This is a genomic window from Micromonospora fluostatini (genome assembly GCF_050410825.1).
GTDB classification, from domain to species: Bacteria; Actinomycetota; Actinomycetes; order Mycobacteriales; family Micromonosporaceae; genus Micromonospora; species Micromonospora rosaria.
Genome location: NZ_CP191251.1, coordinates 546,865 through 569,968 on the forward strand (window position 1 = coordinate 546,865; position 23,104 = coordinate 569,968).

19 protein-coding genes are annotated in these 23,104 nt (G+C 75.3%); 7 read left to right on the forward strand and 12 right to left on the reverse strand.

Annotated features, from left to right (window positions below; all coding sequences use genetic code 11):
* Nucleotides 1-2 precede the first annotated feature (2 nt).
* Together ACQUFX_RS02470 and ACQUFX_RS02475 are read right to left on the reverse strand one after the other, a co-directional pair.
* Nucleotides 3-3,794: a tetratricopeptide repeat protein gene (locus tag ACQUFX_RS02470; protein WP_428964419.1), complete on the reverse strand. Its 3,792-nt coding sequence runs from the start codon at nt 3,792-3,794 to the stop codon at nt 3-5.
* Nucleotides 3,791-4,117: a hypothetical protein gene (locus ACQUFX_RS02475; protein ID WP_067368095.1), complete on the reverse strand. Its 327-nt coding sequence runs from the start codon at nt 4,115-4,117 to the stop codon at nt 3,791-3,793. Before ACQUFX_RS02475 ends, ACQUFX_RS02470 begins: the two co-directional genes overlap by 4 nt.
* 191 nt (nt 4,118-4,308) lie before the next feature.
* Here ACQUFX_RS02475 and ACQUFX_RS02480 point away from each other — a divergent pair, with 191 nt between their 5' ends.
* The 4 genes from ACQUFX_RS02480 (at nt 4,309) to ACQUFX_RS02495 (ending at nt 9,393) form a co-directional block, all read left to right on the forward strand.
* Nucleotides 4,309-5,925: a glycosyl hydrolase family 18 protein gene (locus tag ACQUFX_RS02480; protein WP_428964420.1), complete on the forward strand. Its 1,617-nt coding sequence runs from the start codon at nt 4,309-4,311 to the stop codon at nt 5,923-5,925.
* A gap of 169 nt (nt 5,926-6,094) precedes the next feature.
* Complete coding sequence (locus tag ACQUFX_RS02485) at nt 6,095-6,682, forward strand: hypothetical protein (protein WP_428964421.1); 588 nt, start codon at nt 6,095-6,097, stop codon at nt 6,680-6,682.
* A gap of 94 nt (nt 6,683-6,776) precedes the next feature.
* Nucleotides 6,777-8,180 (forward strand): class II 3-deoxy-7-phosphoheptulonate synthase, encoded by a 1,404-nt coding sequence (locus ACQUFX_RS02490; RefSeq protein WP_428964422.1) that lies wholly within the window; start codon nt 6,777-6,779, stop codon nt 8,178-8,180.
* Nucleotides 8,181-8,373: 193 nt separating this feature from the next.
* Nucleotides 8,374-9,393: a threonine aldolase family protein gene (locus tag ACQUFX_RS02495; protein WP_428966837.1), complete on the forward strand. Its 1,020-nt coding sequence runs from the start codon at nt 8,374-8,376 to the stop codon at nt 9,391-9,393.
* Nucleotides 9,394-9,486: 93 nt separating this feature from the next.
* Here the strand turns inward: ACQUFX_RS02495 and ACQUFX_RS02500 are convergent, their stop codons facing one another.
* Nucleotides 9,487-10,350 (reverse strand): deoxyribonuclease IV, encoded by an 864-nt coding sequence (locus ACQUFX_RS02500; protein WP_428964423.1) that lies wholly within the window; start codon nt 10,348-10,350, stop codon nt 9,487-9,489.
* Between the two features lies 1 nt (nt 10,351).
* Nucleotides 10,352-12,331: a Stk1 family PASTA domain-containing Ser/Thr kinase gene (pknB, locus tag ACQUFX_RS02505; RefSeq protein WP_428964424.1), complete on the reverse strand. Its 1,980-nt coding sequence runs from the start codon at nt 12,329-12,331 to the stop codon at nt 10,352-10,354.
* Nucleotides 12,332-12,507: 176 nt separating this feature from the next.
* Between pknB and ACQUFX_RS02510 the strand changes: the two genes are divergently transcribed.
* A complete protein-coding gene (locus ACQUFX_RS02510; RefSeq protein WP_428964425.1) occupies nt 12,508-12,900 on the forward strand; it encodes an Rv2175c family DNA-binding protein in 393 nt (130 codons plus the stop codon).
* 115 nt (nt 12,901-13,015) lie between these two features.
* On the opposite strand, the gene ACQUFX_RS02515 is transcribed toward ACQUFX_RS02510, so the two are convergent.
* Together ACQUFX_RS02515 and ACQUFX_RS02520 are read right to left on the reverse strand one after the other, a co-directional pair.
* Complete coding sequence (locus tag ACQUFX_RS02515; RefSeq protein ID WP_428964426.1) at nt 13,016-14,098, reverse strand: polyprenyl synthetase family protein; 1,083 nt, start codon at nt 14,096-14,098, stop codon at nt 13,016-13,018.
* Between the two features lie 137 nt (nt 14,099-14,235).
* Nucleotides 14,236-15,684: a helix-turn-helix domain-containing protein gene (locus ACQUFX_RS02520; RefSeq protein WP_428964427.1), complete on the reverse strand. Its 1,449-nt coding sequence runs from the start codon at nt 15,682-15,684 to the stop codon at nt 14,236-14,238.
* A 268-nt stretch (nt 15,685-15,952) separates the two neighbouring features.
* On the opposite strand from ACQUFX_RS02520, the gene metF reads away from it, so the two are divergent.
* Nucleotides 15,953-16,864, forward strand: a complete 912-nt coding sequence (gene metF / locus ACQUFX_RS02525) for a methylenetetrahydrofolate reductase [NAD(P)H] (protein ID WP_428964428.1) — start codon at nt 15,953-15,955, stop codon at nt 16,862-16,864.
* A gap of 45 nt (nt 16,865-16,909) precedes the next feature.
* Nucleotides 16,910-17,617: a CDP-alcohol phosphatidyltransferase family protein gene (locus tag ACQUFX_RS02530; protein WP_428964429.1), complete on the forward strand. Its 708-nt coding sequence runs from the start codon at nt 16,910-16,912 to the stop codon at nt 17,615-17,617.
* 76 nt (nt 17,618-17,693) lie between these two features.
* Here ACQUFX_RS02530 and ACQUFX_RS02535 read toward each other — a convergent pair whose 3' ends face one another.
* Genes ACQUFX_RS02535 through ACQUFX_RS02560 form a run of 6 tightly spaced genes read right to left on the reverse strand, consistent with a single transcriptional unit; the run spans nt 17,694 to nt 22,991 of the window.
* Entirely contained in the window at nt 17,694-19,181 is a 1,488-nt protein-coding gene (locus tag ACQUFX_RS02535; RefSeq protein WP_428964430.1) for a phytoene desaturase family protein, read from the reverse strand.
* An 11-nt stretch (nt 19,182-19,192) separates the two neighbouring features.
* On the reverse strand, nt 19,193-20,320 hold the full coding sequence (locus ACQUFX_RS02540) for a glycosyltransferase family 2 protein (protein ID WP_428964431.1): 1,128 nt from the start codon (nt 20,318-20,320) through the stop codon (nt 19,193-19,195).
* 13 nt (nt 20,321-20,333) lie between these two features.
* Nucleotides 20,334-21,164 (reverse strand): carotenoid biosynthesis protein, encoded by an 831-nt coding sequence (locus ACQUFX_RS02545; protein ID WP_428964432.1) that lies wholly within the window; start codon nt 21,162-21,164, stop codon nt 20,334-20,336.
* Complete coding sequence (locus ACQUFX_RS02550; protein ID WP_428964433.1) at nt 21,161-21,772, reverse strand: GNAT family N-acetyltransferase; 612 nt, start codon at nt 21,770-21,772, stop codon at nt 21,161-21,163. Before ACQUFX_RS02550 ends, ACQUFX_RS02545 begins: the two co-directional genes overlap by 4 nt.
* Nucleotides 21,769-22,506, reverse strand: coding sequence for a monooxygenase (locus ACQUFX_RS02555; protein WP_428964434.1), 738 nt, complete (start codon nt 22,504-22,506; stop codon nt 21,769-21,771). The genes ACQUFX_RS02550 and ACQUFX_RS02555 overlap by 4 nt, the downstream gene beginning before the upstream one ends.
* Nucleotides 22,503-22,991, reverse strand: a complete 489-nt coding sequence (locus ACQUFX_RS02560) for a YbaK/EbsC family protein (protein ID WP_428964435.1) — start codon at nt 22,989-22,991, stop codon at nt 22,503-22,505. Before ACQUFX_RS02560 ends, ACQUFX_RS02555 begins: the two co-directional genes overlap by 4 nt.
* Nucleotides 22,992-23,104: the final 113 nt, after the last annotated feature.

The window sequence follows — 23,104 nt, forward strand, 5'->3', positions numbered from 1 at the left end:
GCTCAGCCGTCGCCGGTGCCGCCCCCGCCGCCCCCGCTGCCCTCGCTGCCCTCGACGGCCTCGACGGCCTCGACCAGCGTGTCGGCCAGGTCGGGCGGGACGGTGTCGCGCAGCACCCGGCGCAGGCCGTCCGGACCCAGCCGTTCCCGCAGGTCGCGCAGCGCGGCCACCGTCTCCACCGGCCAGTCGCCGTGCGCCCCGCGCCACGACCGGGCCGCCTCGGCGAGCCACGCCGCCGCCTGGTCGTACCGCTGCTGCTCCGACGCGAGCCGGGCGAGGTGGTGGCACGTGACCACGACGCCCGGCAGGTGGTCGGCCTCCCGGTACAGGCCGAGGGCCGTACGGTAGCGGTGTTCGGCTTCGGGCCGGCGGCCACGGTCCCGGGCGACGGTGCCGAGCCGGTGGTGCGTGTCGGCGACGCTGACCGGCTCGCCGACCTCCTGGTAGCTGGTGAGCGCCTGCTCGTAGTGGCTCTCCGCCTGGTCGTACCGCTGCTGGCGCTGGGCGACCGTGCCGAGCTGGTGGTACGTGTCGGCGACGCCCTGGTGGTCGCCGCAGGCGCGGAACGCCACCAGGGCGTCCCGGTAGTGCGCCGCGGCGTCGTCGAAGCGCTCCTGGGCCTGGGCGAGGGCACCGAGCTGGTGCCGGGTGTGCGCGGCGCCGTGCCGGTCCCGGTACTCCTGGAGGATGGTCAACGCCTGCTGGTAGTGGTCGGCCGCCTCGGCGTGGCGGCCCTGGTCCTGCGCGACGATCCCCAACTGGTGGTACGCGTAGCCGGCCTTGTGCCGGTTGCCGACCGTCAGAAAGCTCGCCAGCGCGGCCTGGAAGTGCTCGTCGGCCTGGTCGAGCTGGCCCTGTTCGTGGGCGATCATGCCGAGGTGGTGGTAGCTGAAACCGGCCAGCTCCCGGTTGAACCGGAGGAAGCCGGCGAGGGCCGCGCGGAAGTGCTGCTCGGCCTGGTCGAAGCGGCGTTGGGACTGGGCGAGCATGCCCAGGTGGTGGACGATGCGGGCGCTGTTCTGCTCGTCGTCGAACTCGTCCAGGATGGTCAGCGCCTGCCGGTAGTGCTCCTCCGCGTCGGGGTGCCGCCGCTGCTCGTGGGCGAAGGCCCCGGCGAGGTAGTGGAAGGTGGCCAGTTCCCGGCGCAGCGGCCCGGCGGCGTCCCGGCGACGGTCCAGGACCAGGCCCAACAGGTGCCGTCGGGACTCCTGCTGCTTCTCCTGGTCGAGGTACTCCTCCAGGCACAGCACGAGCGGCCCGACCGGTTGCCCGGTCCGCAGCCCGTGGGCCAGGGCGCCGCGCAGGTTGGCGTACTCGACGCCGGCCCGCAGCCGGCCGCTCGCCCGCTCCCGGGGCTGGGTGGAGACGAGGCGTCGGTGGATCCGTCCGGCCAGCACGGTGTACAGCCCGTAGTGCGCCTGCCGGGTGGCCGCCTCCAGGGCGGGGAACTCCCGCAGCCGGGTCCGCAGGAAGTACGGCAGCACCGGCAGGGTCTGCACCCAGCCGGCACGCCGGGGGTGCGGCGTGGCCAGGCCGACCCGGACCGCCTCGGCGACGGCGGCGGCGAGGTCGACCGGCCCGAGGGCGCGGACCGCCGCGTGGGTGGCGAGCCGCTTGCGGTACGCGTCGAGGACGGTGAGCGGGATGCTGCCGGTGAACGGGGCCAGCAACAGCAGCGCGTGCTGCGTGGCCGGGTCGAGCTTGCCGTGGCTGTACGCGATGGCGGTGCTGATCAGGCCGAGCGGGTCCGCCTCCGTGCCGCCCTGCCGCAGGTCGGCGAGGACCTGGGCCGGGGTGTGGCTGGCCACCGTGGGCAGCACCACGGCCAGCGGCAGCGGGTACCCCCCGAGCAGACCCCGCAGCTCCTCCAGCGCCTGCCGTTGGGTCTGGTCCCGGAGGTGGTGGGCGCCGCCGTGACGGCTCAGGATGGCCTCGACGAGCACCGACGCGGCCTGCTCGTCCAGGCCGGGCAGGGTGTACGTGTTGTCGCCGAAGGTCCGCGCGGCGAGCCACCGCTCCTCCTCGCGGGAGCCGACCAGCACCAGGGTCCGGCCGCCCTGTAACGCGCCCAGGAAGTCGGCCAGCCGGTGCCGGGCGGACTCGGACAGCGCGTGCGGGATCGCGGCCGGCGCGGCGGTGACCGACTCGGCGTTGTCCAGCACCAGCAGGTACCGGCGGGCCCGCAGCAGCCGGACGATCCGCTCGGTGCGGGCGGTCTCGGTCAGCTCCTCCGCCCACCGGACCCGCTCCACGCGGCCGAGCAGGTCACCGGCGATCGTCTCGACGATCTCGTCGACGGTCCACGCCCGCTGTTCGTAGCTGAACCAGAAGACCATCTCCACCAGCCCGGTGCGCTGCCACCACCAGCCCAGGTGCCGCAGCAGCGTGGACTTGCCGGCCCCGACCATGCCCCGCACCAGCAGCATGGTGCGGTCGTCGCGGATCAGCAGCCGCCGCTCGATGGCCAGGATGTCCAGGTCGCGGCCGACGAACCCGTACTCGGGGCGGGGCTCGTCCCGGACCCGGGCCTCGTACTCCAGGAACCGGTTCTCCTGCTCGACGGACATGTCGGCCAGCGCCAGCCGGACGTCCTGCTGGCTGAAGAACACCGGCAGGACCCAGTCCTCCAGGTCGAGCTGCTGGTCGAAGTACGCCCGCCGGCCCTTGGCGTCGAACAGCGACCGACGGGCGGCCTGGACGGCGCCGATCAGGTCGTCGCCCTGGGTCAGGGCGGCGTAGAGCAGGGGCATCGCCAGTTGGGCGGCCGACACCGTCACCGAGTACGCCATCCCGATCGCCACCGGGACCCCGGCGGCGACCAGCCGCTGCGCCAGGCTGGACTCGCTGGCCGGCTCCTTGGCCGACTGGCAGGCGTTGAGCACCGCCACCGGCACCCGGTGCTCGGCCAGCAGGTCGGCGACCTCGTGCGCGGAGACCGCCTCGGCCCGGCCCTCCTCCTCGGTCTCGAAGAAGAGGAAGGCCCGCTCGCCCTCGAACGCGGCCGGCCGGCTGGAGAAGGTGTACCCGGAGAAGGTGTACCGGTCGGCGGCGCGGCTGCGGGTCAGCTCGGCGAAGCCGGCCACCGCGCCGTGCACGTCGAAGTGGATCACCTGGTAGTGGCCGGAGCCGTGCAGTTTCGTCTTCCAGCGCAGGTGCTGCCGCAGCGCCTGCCAGGTGCCGGGGCGGACGAGGTCGACCACGACCGGCCGCTCCGCCCGGCGCAGCCCCTCCAGCAGCGGCCGGGAGATGGTGCGGTACCCGACGTCGGAGCGTCCGTTCGGGCGGGCGGTGACCACCAGGATGTTCAGCGTCGACGGCGGCGGGGGCAGCTCGAAGCCGGGGGAGGGCAGGTCCACCCGGCGGGTCACCGGCAGCCGGAGCACGGACGGGACCCGCAGCGTCGGGTCGTACAGCGCCTCCCAGTGCAGCCGGTGGAAGGCCGCCGACCCCTGCACCTGCAACTGGCACCCGTCGAAGCCCCGCCGGGCCAGCGCGCGGTAGTGCGTGATCGCCTCCCCGGCGAAGACCTGCCCGAAGAGCCGTTCGCCGTACGCCCGCAGCCGCTGCTCGGCGTCCTCGGCCAGGTCCCGGTCGAGGAAGGGGAACCGCAGGTGCTCCTCGAAGTACCAGGCGAACCGCTCCTCGTCGCCGGGCTCGGCGGGGTCGGTGAGCACCACCTCGAACTCGGTGGTGTCGGCGAAGGAGACCCGGGTGACGAACGCGCCGTCGGGCCGGCGGGACCGCTCGGTGACCCGGATGACGGTCGGGGGCGCCGGGGCGGTCGACGCGTTCACCGATGGCTCCGGCGCACCCGTATCACCACCACCCGGTCGTCGCCGGCGACGGTCTCGACCAGCTCCAGCTCGGTGACGTCCACCGCCGGGCGGTGCTGGGTGACCAGGCGGCGGATCAGGTCGTAGAGGAGGGTGCTGGCCAGGTTCACCGCCAACGGCACCCAGATCAGCTCGGCCGGCCCCGGCCAGAAGGAGCCGGGGGTCTGGTGGCGCAGCGACGCCGTCCCCAGCGCGGCTGCCTCGTCGTCGTCGTCCCAGCTCCGGGCCAGCGTCGCGGGCGAGACGCCCGTGGCCGGATCCACCGCGATCACCAGTCGAGCCATCGGTCGGCCTCCAGACGAACACGTGTCGTGTCGACCACGGTGGCACAGCGTGGCAAGCGGGCACTGGTCGCGCTCCCATCGACCGATTCGGCAGGGATCGAAGCACGTACATCTTGACGGATTGATGAACTCGTGAGTAGCGTCTCAGCATCGTTTTAGGAAACTTTCCTAACTGTTAGGGGAGACGCGCCATGAAGAGATCGCTCCGCCGGGCCCTCTGGGTCGGCGCCGTGGTCGCGGTGACCGTCGCGACGGTACCGATGGCCGCCGCGTCCGGTGCCGGGAGTGTCACCGCCACCTTCGTCAGGGCGCAGGACTGGGGGACCGGCCACGAGACGAAGGTGACCATCACCAACGGGTCGTCCAGCACGGTCAGCACCTGGCGGATCGAGTTCGACCTGCCGGCCGGCACCTCGATCAGCAGTTCCTGGGACGCCGACGTCACCAGCAGCGGCAACCGCTACGTGGCGGTGAAGAAGAGCTGGGCCGGCAGCCTCGCCCCGGGCGCCTCGTTCAGCTGGGGCTACAACGGCACCGGGGCGTACCGGGCCCCGACGAGCTGCACCATCAACGGGGTCTCCTGCGCCGGCGGCACCACGCCGACCACCCCGCCCACCGCCACCCCGCCGACCACCCGGCCGCCGACCACCCCGCCCACGACGCCGCCGGTCACCACGCCGCCGCCGGACCCGGGTGGCAAGAAGGTGGTCGGCTACTTCGCCCAGTGGGGCGTCTACGGCCGCAACTACCACGTGAAGAACATCCACACCAGCGGCTCGGCCGGCAAGCTCACCCACATCCTGTACGCCTTCGGCAACACCACCGGCGGCCGGTGCACCATCGGGGACAGCTACGCCGACTACGAGAAGGCCTACACCGCGGCGGACAGCGTGGACGGCGTCGCCGACACCTGGGACCAGCCGCTGCGCGGCAGCTTCAACCAGCTCCGCAAGCTCAAGAAGATGTACCCGCACCTGAAGGTGATCTGGTCGTTCGGCGGCTGGACCTGGTCCGGTGGCTTCACCCAGGCCGCGCAGAACCCGACCGCCTTCGCCGAGAGCTGCTACAACCTGGTCGAGGACCCGCGCTGGGCGGACGTCTTCGACGGCATCGACCTCGACTGGGAGTACCCGAACGCCTGCGGTCTGACCTGTGACAGCAGCGGCCCGGCGGCCTTCCGGAACCTGGTCTCCGCGGTCCGGACCAAGTTCGGCTCCTCGGCACTGGTCACCGCCGCGATCACCGCGGACGGCAGCAACGGTGGCAAGATCGACGCCGCCGACTACGCCGGCGCGGCCACCCACCTCAACTGGATCATGCCGATGACGTACGACTACTTCGGCGCGTTCAACGCCCAGGGGCCCACCGCCCCGCACTCCCCGCTCACCTCGTACCCGGGCATCCCGCAGCAGGGCTTCTGGTCCGACGCGGCGATCCAGAAACTCAAGAGCAAGGGCATCCCGGCCAACAAGCTGCTGCTCGGTGTCGGCTTCTACGGCCGGGGCTGGACCGGGGTCACCCAGAGCGCCCCGGGCGGCACCGCCACCGGACCCGCCCCCGGCACGTACGAGCAGGGCATCGAGGACTACAAGGTGCTCAAGAACACCTGCCCGGCCACCGGCACCGTCGGCGGCACCGCGTACGCCAAGTGCGGCAGCAACTGGTGGAGCTACGACACCCCGGCCACCATCGGCGGCAAGATGACGTACGCGAAGAACCAGGGCCTCGGTGGTGCCTTCTTCTGGGAACTCTCCGGTGACACCAGCAACGGTGAGTTGATCGGCGCCATCAAGGGCGGTCTCGGCTGAGCCGAGTCCGACGCGGTACCCACCAGGCGGGGAGGGGTCGGTCGACCCCTCCCCGCCCGTCGGGTGGTCGGGCCGCCGGCGAGTCGCGGGCGGCCCGGGATGCAGCCGGATCGATGTGCCAGACTCGCGGTGACGAGGTGGATCGATGCGGTGACCGGCGGGAGGACCCATGGCGGTGCGGACCGGGAAGGCGGCGCTCGCCGTCGCCGTGCTCGCGTTCCTGCCGGTCGCGATGACCGGCTGCGGCTTCGGCGACGACTCGACCGCCGAGCCGGCGCGCACGCCCGCCGAGGACGTCGCCGCGAAGTCGCGGGAGCGGGTGCAGGCGTACCTCGACGCCATGGTCGCCAAGGACGTGGCCGGCGGGCGCAACCAGCTCTGTGCCCCGCTCCAGGACGCCTTCGACGCCCACGCCACCGGCCCGAACGGTGACTTCGCCGACCACTTCCGGGTCACCGAGGCGGCGGTCACCGACGTCCAGCCGGGGCCGCGCGGGCAGGAGGTCACCACCACCCTGACCGTCGCCGCCGGCAAGCGCACCGCCGTGCGGGCGCTGGACTTCACGGTCACCCGCAGCGGCACCGACTGGTGCATCTCCGGGGAGGCCCCGGGCACGCCGGCCCCGACGGCGAGCCCCGCCGGGCCGGGCGCCAGCGGCGCGCCCGAGCCGCCCCGTCCGGGCGGTGTGACGCCCCCGTCCGGCGATCCGGACCTGCCGGCCGCGGACCCGACGGCACCGGGTGGGGACGCCGGCTAGCGGTACCGCGCCGCGCCCGTCCGTGATCTTCCATCTGCCGGAACCGTCCCCCTCGACGTGGGGTCCGGCCGAGAGCCGCCGTACGCTTTCTGTCATGCGCCATGAGTGGCACCAGTTGAGCCATCCCGGGGTGGACAGCCCCGGCCTGCAGACCAGCCGACCCACCGTCGAGTCCGAGGACGCCGCCCTCGGCCTGGACCGCTGGCGGGAACTGCCCCGCGCCCAGACCCCGCCCTGGCCGGACCCGGCCCAGGTCGCCGAGGTCTGCCGGGTGCTGGACACCGTGCCGTCGGTCGTCGCGCCGTACGAGGTCGACGAGTTGCGCCGGCGTCTGGCGCTGGTCTGCGAGGGCAAGGCGTTCCTGCTCCAGGGCGGCGACTGCGCGGAGACCTTCGCCGACAACACCGAGAGCCACCTGCTGGCCAACGCCCGCACCCTGCTCCAGATGGCGATCGTGCTCACCTACGGCGCGTCGCTGCCGGTGATCAAGGTCGCCCGGGTCGCCGGCCAGTACACCAAGCCCCGGTCGCTGCCGACCGACGCCCGGGGGCTGCCGGCCTACCGCGGCGACATGATCAACTCGCTGGAGGCGACGCCGGAGGCGCGGGTCGCCGACCCGCAGCGCATGATCCGGGCGTACGCCAACTCGGCCGCCGCGATGAACATGCTCCGGGCGTACCTCGCCGGTGGGCTGGCCGACCTGCACGCGGTGCACGACTGGAACAAGGGCTTCGTGCGCAACTCCCCGGCCGGCGAGCGGTACGAGGCCATCGCCCGGGAGATCGACCGGGCCATGGCCTTCATCCGGGCCTGCGGGATGACCGACGACGAGGCGCTGCGCACGGTCACCCTCTACTGCTCCCACGAGGCCCTGGCCCTGGAGTACGACCGGGCGCTCACCCGGGTCTCCGGCAACCGGGCGTACGGCCTGTCCGGGCACTTCCTCTGGATCGGCGAGCGGACCCGGCAGCTCGACGGCGCGCACATCGACTTCATCTCCCGGATCGCCAACCCGATCGGGGTCAAGCTCGGCCCCGGCACCAGCCCGGACGAGGCGATCGAGCTCTGCGAGAAGCTCAACCCGGACAACGTGCCCGGCCGGCTCACCCTGATCAGCCGGATGGGCAACCACAAGGTCCGCGACGTGCTGCCGCCGATCGTCGCCAAGGTCACCGCCGCCGGGGCGAAGGTGGTGTGGCAGTGCGACCCGATGCACGGCAACACCCACGAGTCGTCCAACGGGTACAAGACCCGGCACTTCGACCGGATCGTCGACGAGGTGCTCGGCTACTTCGAGGTGCACCGGGGGCTGGAGACCCACCCCGGCGGCCTGCACGTCGAGCTGACCGGTGAGGACGTCACCGAGTGCCTCGGCGGCGCGCAGAACATCGCCGACCTCGACCTGCCGGGCCGGTACGAGACCGCCTGCGACCCGCGACTGAACACCCAGCAGTCGCTGGAACTGGCCTTCCTCGTGGCGGAGATGCTCCGTGGCTGACGCGAGGAGTGAGCTTGCGAGCCCCGCAGTCGGCGGCCAAAGGGATCACAGTGGCTGACGCGAGGAGTGAGCTTGCGAGCCCCGCAGTCGGCGGCCAAAGGGATCACCGTGGCTGACGCGAGGAGTGAGCTTGCGAGCCCCGCAGTCGGCGGCCGGAGGGATGACAGTGGCTGACGCAAATTCCACTCGGGGTCTGGTCGATCTGCGGTCGGACACGGTCACCCGGCCGACCGCCGGGATGCGCGCGGCGATGGCCGACGCCGAGGTCGGCGACGACGTGTACGCCGAGGACCCGAGCGTGAACGCCCTGGAGGCGGAGGTCGCCGCGCTCTTCGGGCACGAGGCGGCGCTGTTCGCCCCGACCGGGTCGATGGCCAACCAGATCGCCCTGCAACTGCTCGTGCCCCCCGGCGAGGAACTGCTCTGCGACGCCGACGCGCACGTCGTCACGTACGAGATCGGCGCCGCCGCCGCGTACGGCGGGATCTCCTCGCGGACCTGGACCAGCGTCGGCGCGGACATCGACCCGGAGGTCGTCGCCGGGATGGTCCGCCCGGACGGGTACCACGCGGTGCCGACCCGGGCGATCGCCGTCGAGCAGACCCACAACCGGGGCGGCGGCGGGGTGATCCCGCTGGGCACCCTGCGCGACCTGCGCCGCGTCGCCGACGACGCGGGGCTCGGCCTGCACTGCGACGGCGCCCGGATCTGGCACGCGCACGTCGCCGACGGCGTTCCCCTGATCGAGTACGGCCGGCTCTTCGACACCCTGTCGGTGTGCCTGTCCAAGGGGCTCGGCGCGCCGGTCGGCTCGGTGATCGTGGGCAGCGCCGAGAAGATGACCCGGGCCCGGCTGCTCCGCAAGCGGATGGGTGGCGGGATGCGTCAGGCCGGTGTCCTCGCCGCCGCCGGCCGGTACGCCCTGGCCCACCACGTCGAGCGGCTCGCCGAGGACCACGCCCGCGCGGCCCGGCTCGCCGAGGCGGTCGCCCCGTTCGGGGTGCTCGCCGCCCCGGTGCGGACCAACCTCGTCCCCCTGGACCTGGGCAAGGCGGCGCTGGACGCACCCGGCCTGGCCGCCGCGGCCCGCGCCGAGGGGGTGCTGGTCTCGGTGCTCGGGCCCCGGATCGCCCGCCTGGTCACCCACCTGGACCTCGACGACGCCGGGGTGGACCGGGCCGCCGACGTGCTGACCCGCATCCTGCGCGGCTGACCCGCCGGGCGTCCCGGCGCGGCCGACCCGGCCCGCCGGGGTGCCCGCTGCGCCGATCCGCACCCGCCGCGTCCCTGAACCCCGCCGCCGGGGTCAGGGACGCAGCCGCTTGAGCACGGCGATGTCCGCCGCGTGGCCCTCGTGCTTCTCGCCGCTCGGCGTCTCCACCAGCACCGGGACGCCGTCCGTGGCCGGATGCGTCATCAGCTCGGCGAAGGCCGGCTCCCCGATGCTGCCCTTGCCGATCGACTCGTGCCGGTCCCGGGTGGAGCCGCAGAGGTCCTTCGAGTCGTTGGCGTGCACCAGCTGAAGCCGGTCCGCCCCGACCGTCGCGACCAGGGTGTCCAGCGTCGCGGTCATGCCGCCCTCGACGGCCAGGTCGTGCCCGGCGGCCCAGGCGTGGCAGGTGTCGAAGCAGACCCCGAGCCACGGGTGCCGGTCCACCGCGTCGAGGTACGGGCCGAGGTGCTCCACCCGGGAGGCCAGTGACCGGCCGCCACCCGCGCTCGGCTCGACCAGCAGGCGGGGCCCGTCGGCCGCCATGACGCTGTCCAGCAGGGGCAGCAGCGTCTCGCGGACCTGCCGCATCGCCGTCTCGGCGTGGCTGGCGTCCACCGCGCTGCCGGCGTGGAAGACCACCCCCCGGGCGCCGATCGCGGCGCCCCGGCGCAGCGCGTGCTCCAGGGTCGCCGCCGACTTGCGGACCGTCTCCGGCGTCGGTGAGCCGAGGTTCACCAGCAGCGAGGCGTGGACGAAGACGGGCAGGTCGCGCTCGGCGCAGCCGTCGCGGAACAGGGCGTCCTGGGCCGGGTCACCGGCCGGCAGCGCCCAGCCCCGCGAGTTGCCGACGTAGACCTGCACCACCTCGGAGCCGGCCGCGTCGACGTACGGCAGGGCCGCGCGGGCCAGGCCACCGGAGGTGGGGGTGTGCGAGCCGACCGGTCGGGTCACCGTCATGTCAGAAGCATCCGATGGTGATCTGGGTGCCCGGGGGCACCTGGGAGTTCTCGCCCGGGTTCTGGAAGCGGACGGTGCCCTCCGGGTTGAACTGCACCGACACCGGGAAGCCCTGGCCCTCGAGCTGCTGCTTGGCCTGCTGGCAGGGCAGGTCGACCACCCGGGGCACGGCCACCTGCGGCGGGCCGTTGCTGACCTGGAGCCGCACCTTGGTGCCGCGCTCGACGCCCGCCCCGTTCTTCGGGTCCTGGTCGAGGACCTCGTCCCGGGGCTTGTCGGATTCCTGGCGCTCCTCGACGACCTCCAGGCCGAGCCCGGCCAGCGTCGACCGGGCCTCGTTGAGGTTCTTGCCGACGAGGTTGGGCACGGTGATCGGGGCCCGCCCCCTGCTGAGGATCACGGTGATCTTCGTGTCCGGCCGGACCTCGGTGCCCGCCGCCGGCTTGGTCTCCACGACCACGCCCTCGGGCAGGCTGTCGTCGTACCGGGGGCTGCCCTTCTCCACCACCAGACGGGAGCTGACCAGGTCCGCCTCGGCCAGCTCGAAGTCCTTGCCCACCACGTCCGGCACCGGGAACCGCTCCGGGCCCAGGGAGAGGGTGAGGGTGATCGAGCCACCCTTGAGGATCCGCTCGGCGGAGGCCGGGTCCTGCCGGATCACCCCGTCGCGGGGCACCTCGGCGTGGTGCTGCGGGTCGGCGTACACCAGGGTGAAACCGCCCCGCGTGGCCTGCGCCTCCGCCTGGGCCTTGGTCAGGCTGACCAGCTCGGGCGCGACCGTGTACCGGCCCACCCCGAACCACCACCCGCCCGCCGTGGCGACCAGCACCAGGGCCAGGACGGCCGCGACGATGCCCAGTCGGCCCCGGGAAGCCGCCGCCACCCGCTCCCGGACGACGCCCAGGCGGTCGACCAGACCGGGCTGGGCCGGCGCGGCCCGGCGGCGGTGCGGGCGGGCCTCGGCCTCCGGCAACCGGGCCCAGGACGGCCGCTGCGCCGGCTGCACCGCCGCGACCACCATGGTCGGCTGGGACACCGGCATGTCGTCGGTGACCCGGCGGATGACGGCGGTGCGGGTGTTCTGGTTGCCCAGGTCCTCCCGGGCCGCCTGCGCCTCGGCCAGCAGCGCGCCGGCGTCGGTCGGCCGGGCGCCGGGATCGCGCCGGGTGGCGCGGGCGACCAGCTCGTCCAGCGCCCGGGGCAGGCCGGGGACCAGCGTCGACGGGGCGGGCACGTCCCGGTCGACGTGCTGCCAGGCGACGTCCACCGGGCGGTCGCCCTCGTAGGGCACCCGGCCGGTGAGCATCTCGAACAGCACGATGCCGGCCGCGTAGACGTCGGTGCGGGCGTCGGAGTGCCCCTCGGTGACCAGCTCCGGCGCCACGTACGCGACGGTGGCCATGAGCTGGTTGCCGTTCGCGTCGTCCGCGCTGGCCGCGACCGCGCGGGCCAGGCCGAAGTCGGCCACCTTGACCACGCTGTCGACCAGGTTGGCCGCGCCGCCGGTGGGGGCCTCGGCGACCAGCACGTTCTCCGGCTTGACGTCGCGGTGCACCAGGCCGGCCCGGTGGGCGGCGGCGAGCGCGGCGAGCATCTGCTCGGTGATGGCCAGCGCCTCGTCGGGGTGCAACCGGCGCCGCTCGGCCAGCACGTCGCGCAGCGTCCGGCCCCGGACGTACTCCATGACCAGGTACGGCAGGCCCTGGTGGATGCCCTGGTCGTAGACGGCGACCACGTTGGGGTGGGTCAGCCGGGCGATCGTCTTCGCCTCGTCGGTGAACCGGTGCCCGAACCCCGGCCCCCGGCCGCGGGCGTCGGACGCCTGGGACGGATGAATGATCTTGACCGCGACGGTGCGCTCGAGTCGCTCGTCGGTGGCGGTGTAGACGGTCGCCATGCCACCACGGGCCACGCGACCGCGGATGCGGTAGCGCCCGTCGAGCAGCGAGCCCAGCAACGTGTCGGCGACCTGTGTGTCCATCGGCGAGAAGTGTAAGTCTCCAGAGGGTGGCAGCAGAACAGGATGCTACCGCCGGGGTGCGACAGTCGGGGAGTCGGCGCGTTCGGGCAGCTCACGGCCGGTCCGGTCGGACCTGTGACGGCCGGCGCGCCGGGGTGGCCGTGGTCGGCCGGGCCGGCACGTGGCAGGGTGACCGGGTGACCGAACCCGTTTCCGCCAACCCGGGGCCGACCGAGGCCGACCTCGCCGGGCCGACCGATCCCGCCGGCTGGCTCACCCTGCCCGACGTCGCCGAGCGGCTCGACCTGTCGATCAGCAAGGTCCACCAGATGATCCGGGACCGGGAGCTGCTCGCCGTCCGTCGCGACGGGGTCCGGCGGATCCCCGCCGACCTGGTCGCCAACCGTACGGCGCTCAAGCACCTGCCCGGCGTGCTCCACCTGCTCACCGACGCCGGTTACGGCGACGAGGAGATCGTGCGCTGGCTCTACGAGCCGGACGAGACGCTGCCCGGCGGCACCCCGGCGGCCGCGCTCGGCAGCGACCAGGCCCGCGAGATCAAGCGCCGCGCCCAGGCCCTCGGCTTCTGAGCCCGCCCCCACCGAGCCGCCGCCCCCGGGCCACCACCGTCGTTCCGTCGAGCCACCGTCGTTCCGTCGACCCGGGCCCGCCGGCCCGTCGCTCCGTGACCCTCCGCCGGTCCGCTCAGTCGGACCGGCGGGTCGCGGCGATGGCCAGGTCCACCAGGGCCTGCCGGGCCTCGGTGCCGAGGTCGACGGCGGTCAGCGCGGCCAGCGCGGCGTCGGTCAGCGTCACGATCCGCTGCTCGGTCCGGGTCAACGCTCCGCTGGCGACGATCAGCTCCCGCAGCCGGATCACCCCCGCCTCGTCCAGCTCCGGGTCACCGAGCGCGCCGAGCAGCACCTCCCGCCCGGGGTCGTCCAGCGTCTCCACCGCCGCCGCCACCAGGTAGGTCCGCTTCCCCTCGCGCAGGTCGTCGCCGGCCGGCTTGCCGGTCTGCGCCGGGTCGCCGAAGACCCCCAGCACGTCGTCGCGCAACTGGAACGCCTCGCCCAGCGGCAGCCCGTACGCCGAGTAGGCCGTCCGCACGTCCGGCGGCGCGTCGGCCAGCGCGGCGCCGAGCAGCAGCGGCCGTTCCACCGTGTACTTCGCCGACTTGTACCGGGCCACCTTCCCGGCCCGTTCCAGCGAGGTGTCGCCGGTGGCCTGGGTGAGCACGTCGAGGTACTGGCCGACGGTGACCTCGGTGCGCATCTCGTCGAAGACCGGCCGGGCCCGCGCCACGGTCTGCGGGGGGAGCCCGGCCGAGTGCAGCACCTCGTCCGACCAGACCAGGCACAGGTCCCCGAGCAGGACCGCCGCCGCGTCGCCGAAGCCGTCCGGGTCACCGCCCCAACCGGAGCTGCGGTGCCGGGCGGCGAACCGCCGGTGCACCGACGGCTCGCCGCGCCGGGTGTCCGACCGGTCTATCAGGTCGTCGTGGATCAGCGCGCTGGCCTGCACGAACTCCAGCGCGGCGAGGGCGGTCACCAGCTGGTCGGAGTCGGTGCCGCCGGCGCCCCGGTACCCCCAGTAGGCGAAGGCCGGCCGGAGTCGTTTGCCGCCGCCCAGCACGAACGACTCGATCGCCTCGGCCACCGGGGCCAGGGCGGCGTCCACCCCGGCCATCCAGGCCCGTTGGTCGGTGAGGAACTCCGTGAGGGCCTTGTCGATACGGTGCCGCAGGTCCGCGCGGTCGACGGGGGATACAGGAGCAGCGTGGGTCACGTCCCCGACGCTATCGGGTCGCGGCTCGGCGGTGGCGCAGGACCGTCCGTCCGACGCGCGGGGCTTCCGCCGTCCGACGCGGGGGGCTTCCGCCGTTCGGCCGAGGGGCCGCCGGGTCCGCCACCCCGGCCGGTGGGTCACGGGCGGGCCGGCGGCACCGGCCGGGGCAGGTACGGGATGGCCGCCGTGACCAGCGCGAGGTGCCGGCGGGCGGCCGGGGTGTCCCGCTGCGGGCCGAGGCCCCGCCGGAACCCGGTGAGCTGGTGTACCGCCCGGGGCGACCCGGCCCGGATCGCGTCGAGCAGCGCGGTGTCGGCCGTCGCGCAGGCCCGCTGCACCTCGCCGAGGTGCAGGTGGGCGCGGGCGAGCCAGCTCCCGTAGACGGCCCGGCTGCGTGGTCGCCCGGGGCGTCGCCCGGCGTCGAGCAGCGCCACGGCCCGCCGGGGACGGCGCAGCGCGACCAGGGTACGGCCGGTCATCGCGGCCAGCTCCGGGCCGTCCAGCCAGTACAGCCAGGGCGGCTCACGGCCCGGGTCGCCCCGGTCGGCGGCCCGGTGCGCGGCGGCCAGCGCCCGCCCGGCGGTCCGCGGCCGGCCGCCCAGCGCGGCGGCCAGCGCCACCCGGTGCAGCAGCAGTGCCCGCAGCCCCGGGCTCGCGGCGGCCCGGCAGCCGGCGTACCCGGTGGCGGCCAGCACCAGCGCGCCGTCCGGGTCACCGGCCCCGGCGAGCAGGTGACTGGCCGAGCCGAGCACGTGCCCGGCGAAGGCCGGGTCACCGGCGGACACGGCGGCCCGCAACCCGAGCCGGTACGCGTCGAGACCCTCGACGCACGCGCCGGCGTCGGCGGCGAGCCAGCCGCAGAGCTGCGCGGCCTCGGCGAGCAGCGGCATCAACCGGCGGCGGTCGGCCGGCCCGGCCCCCGCCAGGCCGCGCGCGATCCGCCGCAGCTCACGCCGCCCGGTACCGGTCAGGTCGGCGCCGCCGGCCAGGTCGTCGAGGCGACGCAGACCGGCCAGCCGGGCCGCCGCGTCGTCGGCTGCGCGGTCGCCGCCCATCCCGGCGGAGAGGTCGTCGGGCGCCCCGGCGGGAAGGTCGCCGCCCATCCCGGCGGAGAGGTCGTCACTCCTCGCCGGGGAGGGCTCGCCGTCCGTTGCGGTGCTGCGGTCGTCGCCCGTTGCGGGGTAGGGGTCGCCGGTCACGAGCCAGGTGGGGACGGCGCCGAGCGTCGGCCCGTGCGGGTCGGCGAGCCAGCGTTGGGCCAGGGCCAGCAGCGCCGACCGGGACCGCCCTCCGGCGCCGCCACCGGCGGCGGCCGGCCCGGTGCCGAGCCGCCTGGTCCACGCCGCCGCGTCGAGCAGCAGGTCGCCCGGGGCCGCCAGGACGACCGCCAGCCAGCCGAGCCAGAAATCCCCCGGCACCCGGAGCTGCCGCTCCCAGCGGGACACCTCGTGGCGGCTCAGCGTCGGCACGCCGGCGGCGGCGCAGAGCTCGGCGGCGAGCCGGGACTGGCTCCAGCCCAGGGCGAGCCGGAGCCGGGCGATCGACGGCCCGATCAGCGGCGGGCCGGGTGGTGGGGGCGGGATCATCGCATCCTCCGGGCACGGGTCGGCACGGCGACGAATCCGGCCCGGCCGGGCCGGAACGCCACCGGTGGGACTGACCCCCGCGCGTACCCCCGGAACCCCCCGGCCCCGCCCGCGCGGCTCCAGTCATACCCGCCCGGTACGACGATTCCCCGGCGGCCGGGCTGTCTCCGCTGGCCGGGCCGTCTCCACCGGCTGTGCCCGTACCCGTGCCCGTGGCCGGGCGTGGGAAGGGCGTGGCCGTCACGGCGTGGCCCGCTAGAGTCAGGGGGTGGCTCTCGGTCTTCCCTCGGTCCTTCCCCCGCAGCCGGCCATCGGGGAGCTGATCCGTGCCGGCCAGACCTTCTCGTTCGAGTTCTTCCCACCCAAGACGGCCGAGGGTGAGCGCCTGCTCTGGCAGGCGATCCGCGAGCTGGAGTCGCTGCGCCCGTCGTTCGTGTCGATCACCTACGGGGCGGGCGGCTCGACCCGGGACACCACGGTCGCGGTGACCGAGCGGGTCGCCACCGAGACCACCCTGCTGCCGATGGCCCACCTGACCGCGGTCAACCACTCCGTCGCCGAGCTGCGCAACGTCATCGGTCGACTCGCCGGGGTCGGGGTCCGCAACGTGCTGGCGGTCCGGGGCGACCCGCCGGGCGACCCGGCCGGCGAGTGGGTCCGCCACCCCGAGGGGGTCGGCTACGCCGAGGACCTGGTCCGTCTGGTCCGCGAGGCGGGGGACTTCAGCGTCGGGGTGGCCGCCTTCCCGTACAAGCACCCCCGCTCGCCGGACGTGCACAGTGACACCGAGCACTTCGTCCGCAAGTGCCGGGCCGGTGCCGAGTTCGCGATCACGCAGATGTTCTTCGACGCCGACGAGTACCTGCGGCTGCGGGACCGGGTCGCGGCGGCCGGCTGCGACACCCCGATCCTGGCCGGCGTGATGCCGGTCACCCAGATGCGTACCATCGAGCGCTCGGTCCAGCTCTCCGGCGCGCCCTTCCCGACCGCCCTGGCCGCGCAGTTCGACCGGGTCCGCGACGATCCGGAGGCGGTGCGCCGGCTCGGCATCGAGCAGGCCAGCGAGATGTGCCGGCGGCTGCTGGACGAGGGGGTGCCGGGGATCCACTTCATCACCCTCAACCGCTCCACCGCCACCCGCGAGGTCTGGCAGAACCTGCGGGTGGGCGCGCGGGTGTGAGGGGTCGCCGGGGCGACACCTGACCCGCGCTGAGACAGTTGATCAGTGGTGGGCAGGCAACTGAACTGGGACGAGTACGCGACCGCGTGGGCGCGGCTGCACGGCGGCTTCGACCCCCGGGTGGCGGCGCCGGTGGTCCGCGCCTGGCTGCGCCTGGCCTACCACCTCGGGTACGTGCTCGGCCGGCTACGGGTCACCCCGACCGCGGTGACCGTCGCCGGGGTGCTGCTCTGTTTCTGCGTACCGCTGGTCGTCGGCCGGACGCCGAACGGGCCGTTCTGGGCGGCGTTGTTCGTGCTCCTCGCCTCGGTGGCGGACAGCGTCGACGGTGCGGTGGCGGTGGCGACCCGCCGGACCAGCCGGCTCGGCTACGTGTACGACTCGGTCGCCGACCGGCTCGGCGAGATCGCCTGGCTGCTGGCGTTCTGGCTGCTCGGTGCGCCGGGTCCGCTGGTGGTCGCCGGGGGCGCGCTCTCCTGGCTGCACGAGTACGTCCGGGCGCGGGCGGTCTCGGCGGGGATGCGGGAGATCGGCGCGGTGACCGTGGGGGAGCGGCCCACCCGGGTCTGCGTGGCCCTGGTGGGGCTGCTGGTGGCCGGGCTGACCGGGCTGGTCCAGGCGGACCTGGCGGCCGGCACCGCCACCATGGCCGTCGCGGTCTGGGTGCTGCTGGCCGGCTTCGGGCTGGGGCACCTGCTCTCCGCCGTCCGCCGCACCCTCCTCCCCGACGCCGCCCCCGGCGGCCCCGAATGAAACCGGCTCTCCGGGAGCGGCGTCGGGGTGAGAAGGGAAACCTTCTCTACCGGATGCGTTAACAAGGGGCCCTTCCTTACCCCGCGGCGCCGACCTCGGCGGCGACGATCTGCGCGGAGAGGGTGACCATCGGCAGCCCGCCGCCGGGGTGACTGGAGCCGCCGACCAGCCAGAGCCCGTGCACCGGGCCCCGGTTGGCCGGGCGCAGCAGCCCACCGGCGGTGCCGTAGATCGCCCCGCCCGGGGCGCCGGTGGTGGCGGCCAGGTCGGCGGGGGTGCGGATCTCGCGGAACAGCAGCCGGTCCCGGACGTCCACGCCGCGCGCGGCGAGCACGTCGAGGATCCGGTCGGCGTACGCCTGCGCCAGCCCCGGCCGGCGCCAGTCCACCGCCCCGGCGGCGGTGCCCTGGCGGGCCGCGTTCACCAGCACGAACCACGCCTCGTGCCCGTCGGGGCGGACCGTCGGGTCGTCGGCGACGGTGACGAAGACGGCCGGGTCGACGGCCGGGCGGGCCCGGACCCCGCGCCCGGGGTCGCCGAAGACCGCGTCGAACTCGGCGTCGTAGTCGGTCGGGAAGAAGACGTTGTGGTGGGCCAGCCCGGAGTCGCCGCGTACCCCGAGCAGCAGGACGAACCCGGCCAGGCTCCGGTCGGCCAGCCCGGCCAGCCGACGCGGGCTGGGCAGCAGGTCCCGGTAGACGGTGAGCGCGTCGACGTTGGCCACCACCACGTCGGCCGGCAGCGGTGCGGAGACGCCGGCCAGGCGTACCCCGTGCACCCGGCCGCCGGCCGCGTCGATCCGGGTGACCGTGGCGCCGGTCTGCACCACCACCCCGAGGTCCAGGCAGCGCGACAGCAGCGCGTCGGCGAGGGCGCCCAGGCCACCGCGCAGGTACCAGCCGCCGAAGGTCAGTTCGGCGTAGGGGACGGCGACCAGCGCGGCGGGGGCCCGGCGCGGGTCGGCCCCGGTGTAGGTGGCGTACCGGTCCAGCAGCATCCGCAGGCCCGGCTCGCGCAGGTGCCGCCGGCCCAGGCCGCGCAGGGTCCGCCCGGGGGCGATCGCGGCCAGGTCGCCGAGGCGCCAGGCCAGCGCGGCGAGGTCGCGGGGGGAGTCGACCCGTCGGCGCAGGACGTCCCGCCAGGAGGCGTCCCACACCCGCCCGGCGCGTCGCCACAGCCGCTGCCAGTCGGCGGCGGCCCGGTCGCCGAACGCCGCCCCGACCCGGGCGGTGAAGACCTCCGGGTCGGCGCAGGAGTCCAGGGTCGGCCCGCCGTCGGCGAAGACGTGCCGGACGATCGGGTCCACCGGCACCAGGTCCAGGTACTCGTCGAGTTTCGCCCCGGTCGCCTCGAAGAGGTCGTGGAAGACCTGGGGGAGGGTGAGCAGGCTCGGCCCGGTGTCGAAGTGGAACGAGCCGGCCGGGGTGTCGTGGACGTACCGGCCGAGCTTGCCGCCGACCGTCTCGGCCTGTTCGCAGACGGTGACCTCGTGCCCGGTGGCGGCCAGCCGGGCGGCGGTGGCCAGCCCACCCACCCCGGCGCCGACGACCACGATCCGCGCCATGCCGCGCCCTCCTAGGTGATCGGGCGGCCCCGCCAGGACAGCCGCCGCCGCTTCCGCAGATGGTACGACCGCAGGGTCAGCCAGCCGAGGACCACGACGGACACCGGGTGCGCCAGCGCGTCGGGCCACCACCGTCCGCCGGTGGCCCGCGCGGTGGTCACCCGGCCGGCCACCCCGAGCAGGTACCCGGCCAGCGCGGTCGCGGCCACCACGGGCGCCCCGGCCAGCGCCGCGCCCACCGCCACCAGCGGGGGAGCGGTGTAGAGCGCCAGCAGCAGGCCCACCACGACCGCCGCCGCCCCGGGGTGCCCGAAGGTGGCCCAGAGGGACTTGCTGTACCCGTCGCGCAACTGTGGCCAGTCGTCGTACATCCGACAGGCGGCCAGCCGGGAGCCGTCGGCGAGGGCGATCCGGCCGCCGGAGCGCTTCACCGCGCGGGCCAGCTCGATGTCCTCCAGGACCCGGTCCCGCACCGCCGCGTGCCCACCGGCGGCGGCGTACCCGGCCCGGTCCAACACCAGGAACTGCCCACCGGCGGCGGCCAGCGACGGGCGCGGCGAGCCCTCCATCGCGCGCAACGGCAGGAAGGTCAGCCACAACCACTGCAACAGCGGCTGGACCAGCCGGTCGGCCACCGACCCCACCAGGATCCTCGGGTACGGCGACAGCAGCGTCGCCCGCGCCGCGCGCAGCTCGCCGACCGCCGCCGCCACCGCGTCCGGGGCGAGCACCACGTCGGCGTCGACGAAGACCAGGACGGTGGCGGCCGGGTCGGCCCGCGTGGCGAGCTGGTGACAGGCGTGCGGCTTGCCCAGCCAGCCGGCCGGCGGGGTGAGGCCGGTCAGCAGGGTGACCCGGGGGTCGTCGCCGGCCACCGCCCGGACCACCTCGGCGGTCCCGTCGGTGGAGCCGTCGTCGAGCACCACGATCCGCAGGTCGGGCACGCCGCGCTGGGCCAGCAGCGCGCGCAGGCAGCCGGTGACCCGGGTCGCCTCGTCGCGCAGCGGCAGCAGCGCCGCGACCGGTTCGGTGACCCGGGCCGGCCGGTCGGTGGGCCGGCGCAGCCAGCGGGTGGCGTTGACCCAGGTGTGCGCGGTCAACCCGGCCACCCCGAGCACCAGGGCGAGCAGGAGGCTCATCCGCCGGGCCCGCTCACGCGGCGGCGTCGACCGGGTCGCGCGGCCGGTCGGGGTGCCGTCGCCGGTCGTGCCGTCGCCGGCCCAGGGCCACCGCCAGCGGTACGGCGGTCACCGCCATGCCGGCCGCGCCCCAGAGCGCCGAGGCGGGCAGGGCGAGGAAGACCGCGTGGGCCAGCACGCTGGAGGCGTACGTCCACAGGTAGAGCGCGTGCATCGGGGCGTCGGCCGGCCCGGTGCGGTCGACGGCCGGCCCGGCCAGCGGGCGCAGCGCGGTCATCATCAGCACGGCGAAGAGCAGCCAGCCCAGGTAGTTGCTGACCGGGATGCCGGGCAGGCCGGGCAGCGCCGGGTCCGGGTCCGGCCAGCGCCAGTACCCCTCGGCGACCATCTGCGGGTCGAGGAAGAGGTCCCAGGCGGCCAGGCCGACGGTGGCCAGCGCGATCCGCCGCAGCCGGTCCGCCCCGTCCGGGGCGACGCCCCCGGTGAGCCGGACCGCGGCGAGCCACGCCGGCCAGGCCATCCAGGTCCAGGCCAGCGGGATGATCAGCGGTACCCCGGCGAGCTTCGGCCCGAGCTGGCCCGAGTAGTCGTAGGTGCCGAACGGGAAGCCGGTCGCCACGCCCAGCGCCTCGATGGCGAACCCACCCCCGGTGGCCACCGCCACCAGCGCCGCCGCCGTCCGGGGCCCCCGGGTGAGCAGGGCGTGACCGACGGAGAGCAGGTATCCCAGGAGCACGGTGGCCACGGTCAGCCGGGCCCGGGTGGCGCCCCCGGTCAGCGGGTAGCAGACCTGGGCCAGCACCAGCGCGCCGAGCAGCAGCCAGGGCAGGTACCGCCGGATCACGGGGTGGCGTCCGGGCGGGACCGCCCGGCGGCGGATCCGGGGGCGTCGGCCGGGGCGGGGGAGCCGGCGGCGGGCAGCGGCAGGTCCCGGCCGAGCACCCCGAACGGGCGTTCGTCACCGGGGAAGCGGAAGTTGCGCAGCACGTCGACGAAGCCGAACCGGCGGTACAGCCGCCAGGCCCGCGACCGCTGCTCGTCGGCCTCCGGGGTGGAGAGCAGGGTGGTGCCGCCGGGGGCCATGGTGAGCAGCGCGCGCAGTTGCCGCGCCCCGACCCCGTGCCCCTGCGCCGCCGGCCGGACGTGCAGCTCCACCACCTCGAAGCAGTCGGTGAGCCAGCGCTGCCGGGCCGCCGGGTCCAGCGCCCGGTGCACCTGGTCGTGCCACCACTGGCCGATCGAGCCCTGGTAGCCGTACCCGAAGCCGGCCAGGTGCCCCTCGCGGGTGAGGCTGGCGACCGCGCGGAAGCCGGGCCGGCGCACGTGGGTGGCGATGTAGCCGCGCCGGGCCTCCAGCAGTTCGGCGCGGTAGTTCATCGCCTCCCCGTAGACGGCGACCACGTCGTCCAACCGCCGGACGAGATCGTCCGGGGTCCACCGCACCAACCTCACGCCTGCCCGCCCTTCGTCGTGCCCGGGTCGCCGTCCGCGACCCAGCCCAGTACCGTCCGGTCACCCACCACGTCGCGGACCGCGAACCGCGCGAAGAGCTCCTCGGCGTACCAGCGTTCGCTGGCCGTCCGCGTGATCGCGGCGCGGTGCTCGGGGTGACGGTACGCGAACCCGACCAGGTCCGCCGGTTCGCGCCACACGGTGACCGTGCCCTGCCACCCCACCGGGGCCTCGCCCACCCCGAACCGGGCGAGCAGCCCCGGCGCGGCGTGCAGGGCGGCGGCCACCGGGGGGACCGCCCGCCAGAAGGTGGCCGCCCGCGTCGGCCGCAGCCGGGCCCGGGTCAGGGCCAGCACCGGCCCGGTCACCCGCCCGCCGGCCGGGTCGCCGAACGGGCGCCGGCCGGACCACTCGCCCCGGCTGGCGAGCGGGCGCAGGTCGACCCGGACGGTCGAGGTGGCGATCCGGGCCCAGGCCCGGCCGACCGGCGAGGCGTCGAAGCGGGCGGCGGCGGCCGGGTCGGCCCAGACGGTCAGCGCCGCCCACCGGGTCGGGTCGGCGTCGCCGGGCCCGAAGCCGGTCCCGGTCCCGGTGCCCAGGAGCTTGCCGAACCGGACGCCGTCGGTGGCCCGCAGCCGGCGCGGGTCGCGCGCCATCCGCAGCAGCGCCCGGGGCAGCGCGCCCCGGGAGACCCGCCACACGTGCAGGGTGACCAGGTCGGCCGGACTGTTCACGCCACCTCGACGGCGGTCCCGCCGGTGAACCGCAGCAGCTCCGGGTAGGTGGTCGGGAAGACCGCGCGGGGCACCCCGCCGGCCGCCCAGATCTCCGTGTGCCCGCCGAGCGCGGTGTCGACCAGGGTCCGCAGCGGGTGCGGGTGACCGAGCGGGGCGACCCCGCCGATCGGCTGCCCGGTGTGCGTCCGGACGAACTCGGGGGTGGCCCGGCGCAGCCGGGCGACCCCGATGGTGGCCGCCAGGCCGGTGGTGTCCACCCGGTGCGCCCCGGAGGTGAGCACCAGCACCGGCGTCCCGTCGGCGTCGAAGATCAGCGAGTTGGCGATGGCGCCGACCTCGACGCCGAGCGCCTCGGCGGCAGCCGCCGCGGTGTGCACCGCGTCGGGCAGCAGCCGGACGGCGGTGGGGGTGCCGGCGGCGTCGCACGCCTGCGCGGCGTCGAGGGCCTGTTGCACCGCCCGGACGTTCGGGTGTGGTTGCATGCCGTCATTCTTCCCCGTACCCGGTCAGCGGCCTCAGCCGGCCGCGCTGCCCCGCGCGGGCCCGCCCGCCGGGGCCGTCCGGGCCGCCCGCGCCGAAACGCGGGACGGGGGTG

What these genes read in the sequence shown, in the direction of transcription:
- ACQUFX_RS02475 (WP_067368095.1), bottom strand. Translation starts at nt 4,117, where the DNA reads ATGGCTCGACTGGTGATCGCGGTGGATCCGGCCACGGGCGTCTCGCCC.
- ACQUFX_RS02480 (WP_428964420.1), top strand. Translation starts at nt 4,309, where the DNA reads ATGAAGAGATCGCTCCGCCGGGCCCTCTGGGTCGGCGCCGTGGTCGCG.
- ACQUFX_RS02485 (WP_428964421.1), top strand. Translation starts at nt 6,095, where the DNA reads ATGGCGGTGCGGACCGGGAAGGCGGCGCTCGCCGTCGCCGTGCTCGCG.
- ACQUFX_RS02490 (WP_428964422.1), top strand. Translation starts at nt 6,777, where the DNA reads ATGCGCCATGAGTGGCACCAGTTGAGCCATCCCGGGGTGGACAGCCCC.
- ACQUFX_RS02500 (WP_428964423.1), bottom strand. Translation starts at nt 10,350, where the DNA reads ATGACGGTGACCCGACCGGTCGGCTCGCACACCCCCACCTCCGGTGGC.
- pknB (WP_428964424.1), bottom strand. Translation starts at nt 12,331, where the DNA reads ATGGACACACAGGTCGCCGACACGTTGCTGGGCTCGCTGCTCGACGGG.
- ACQUFX_RS02520 (WP_428964427.1), bottom strand. Translation starts at nt 15,684, where the DNA reads ATGATCCCGCCCCCACCACCCGGCCCGCCGCTGATCGGGCCGTCGATC.
- ACQUFX_RS02535 (WP_428964430.1), bottom strand. Translation starts at nt 19,181, where the DNA reads ATGGCGCGGATCGTGGTCGTCGGCGCCGGGGTGGGTGGGCTGGCCACC.
- ACQUFX_RS02540 (WP_428964431.1), bottom strand. Translation starts at nt 20,320, where the DNA reads ATGAGCCTCCTGCTCGCCCTGGTGCTCGGGGTGGCCGGGTTGACCGCG.
- ACQUFX_RS02560 (WP_428964435.1), bottom strand. Translation starts at nt 22,991, where the DNA reads ATGCAACCACACCCGAACGTCCGGGCGGTGCAACAGGCCCTCGACGCC.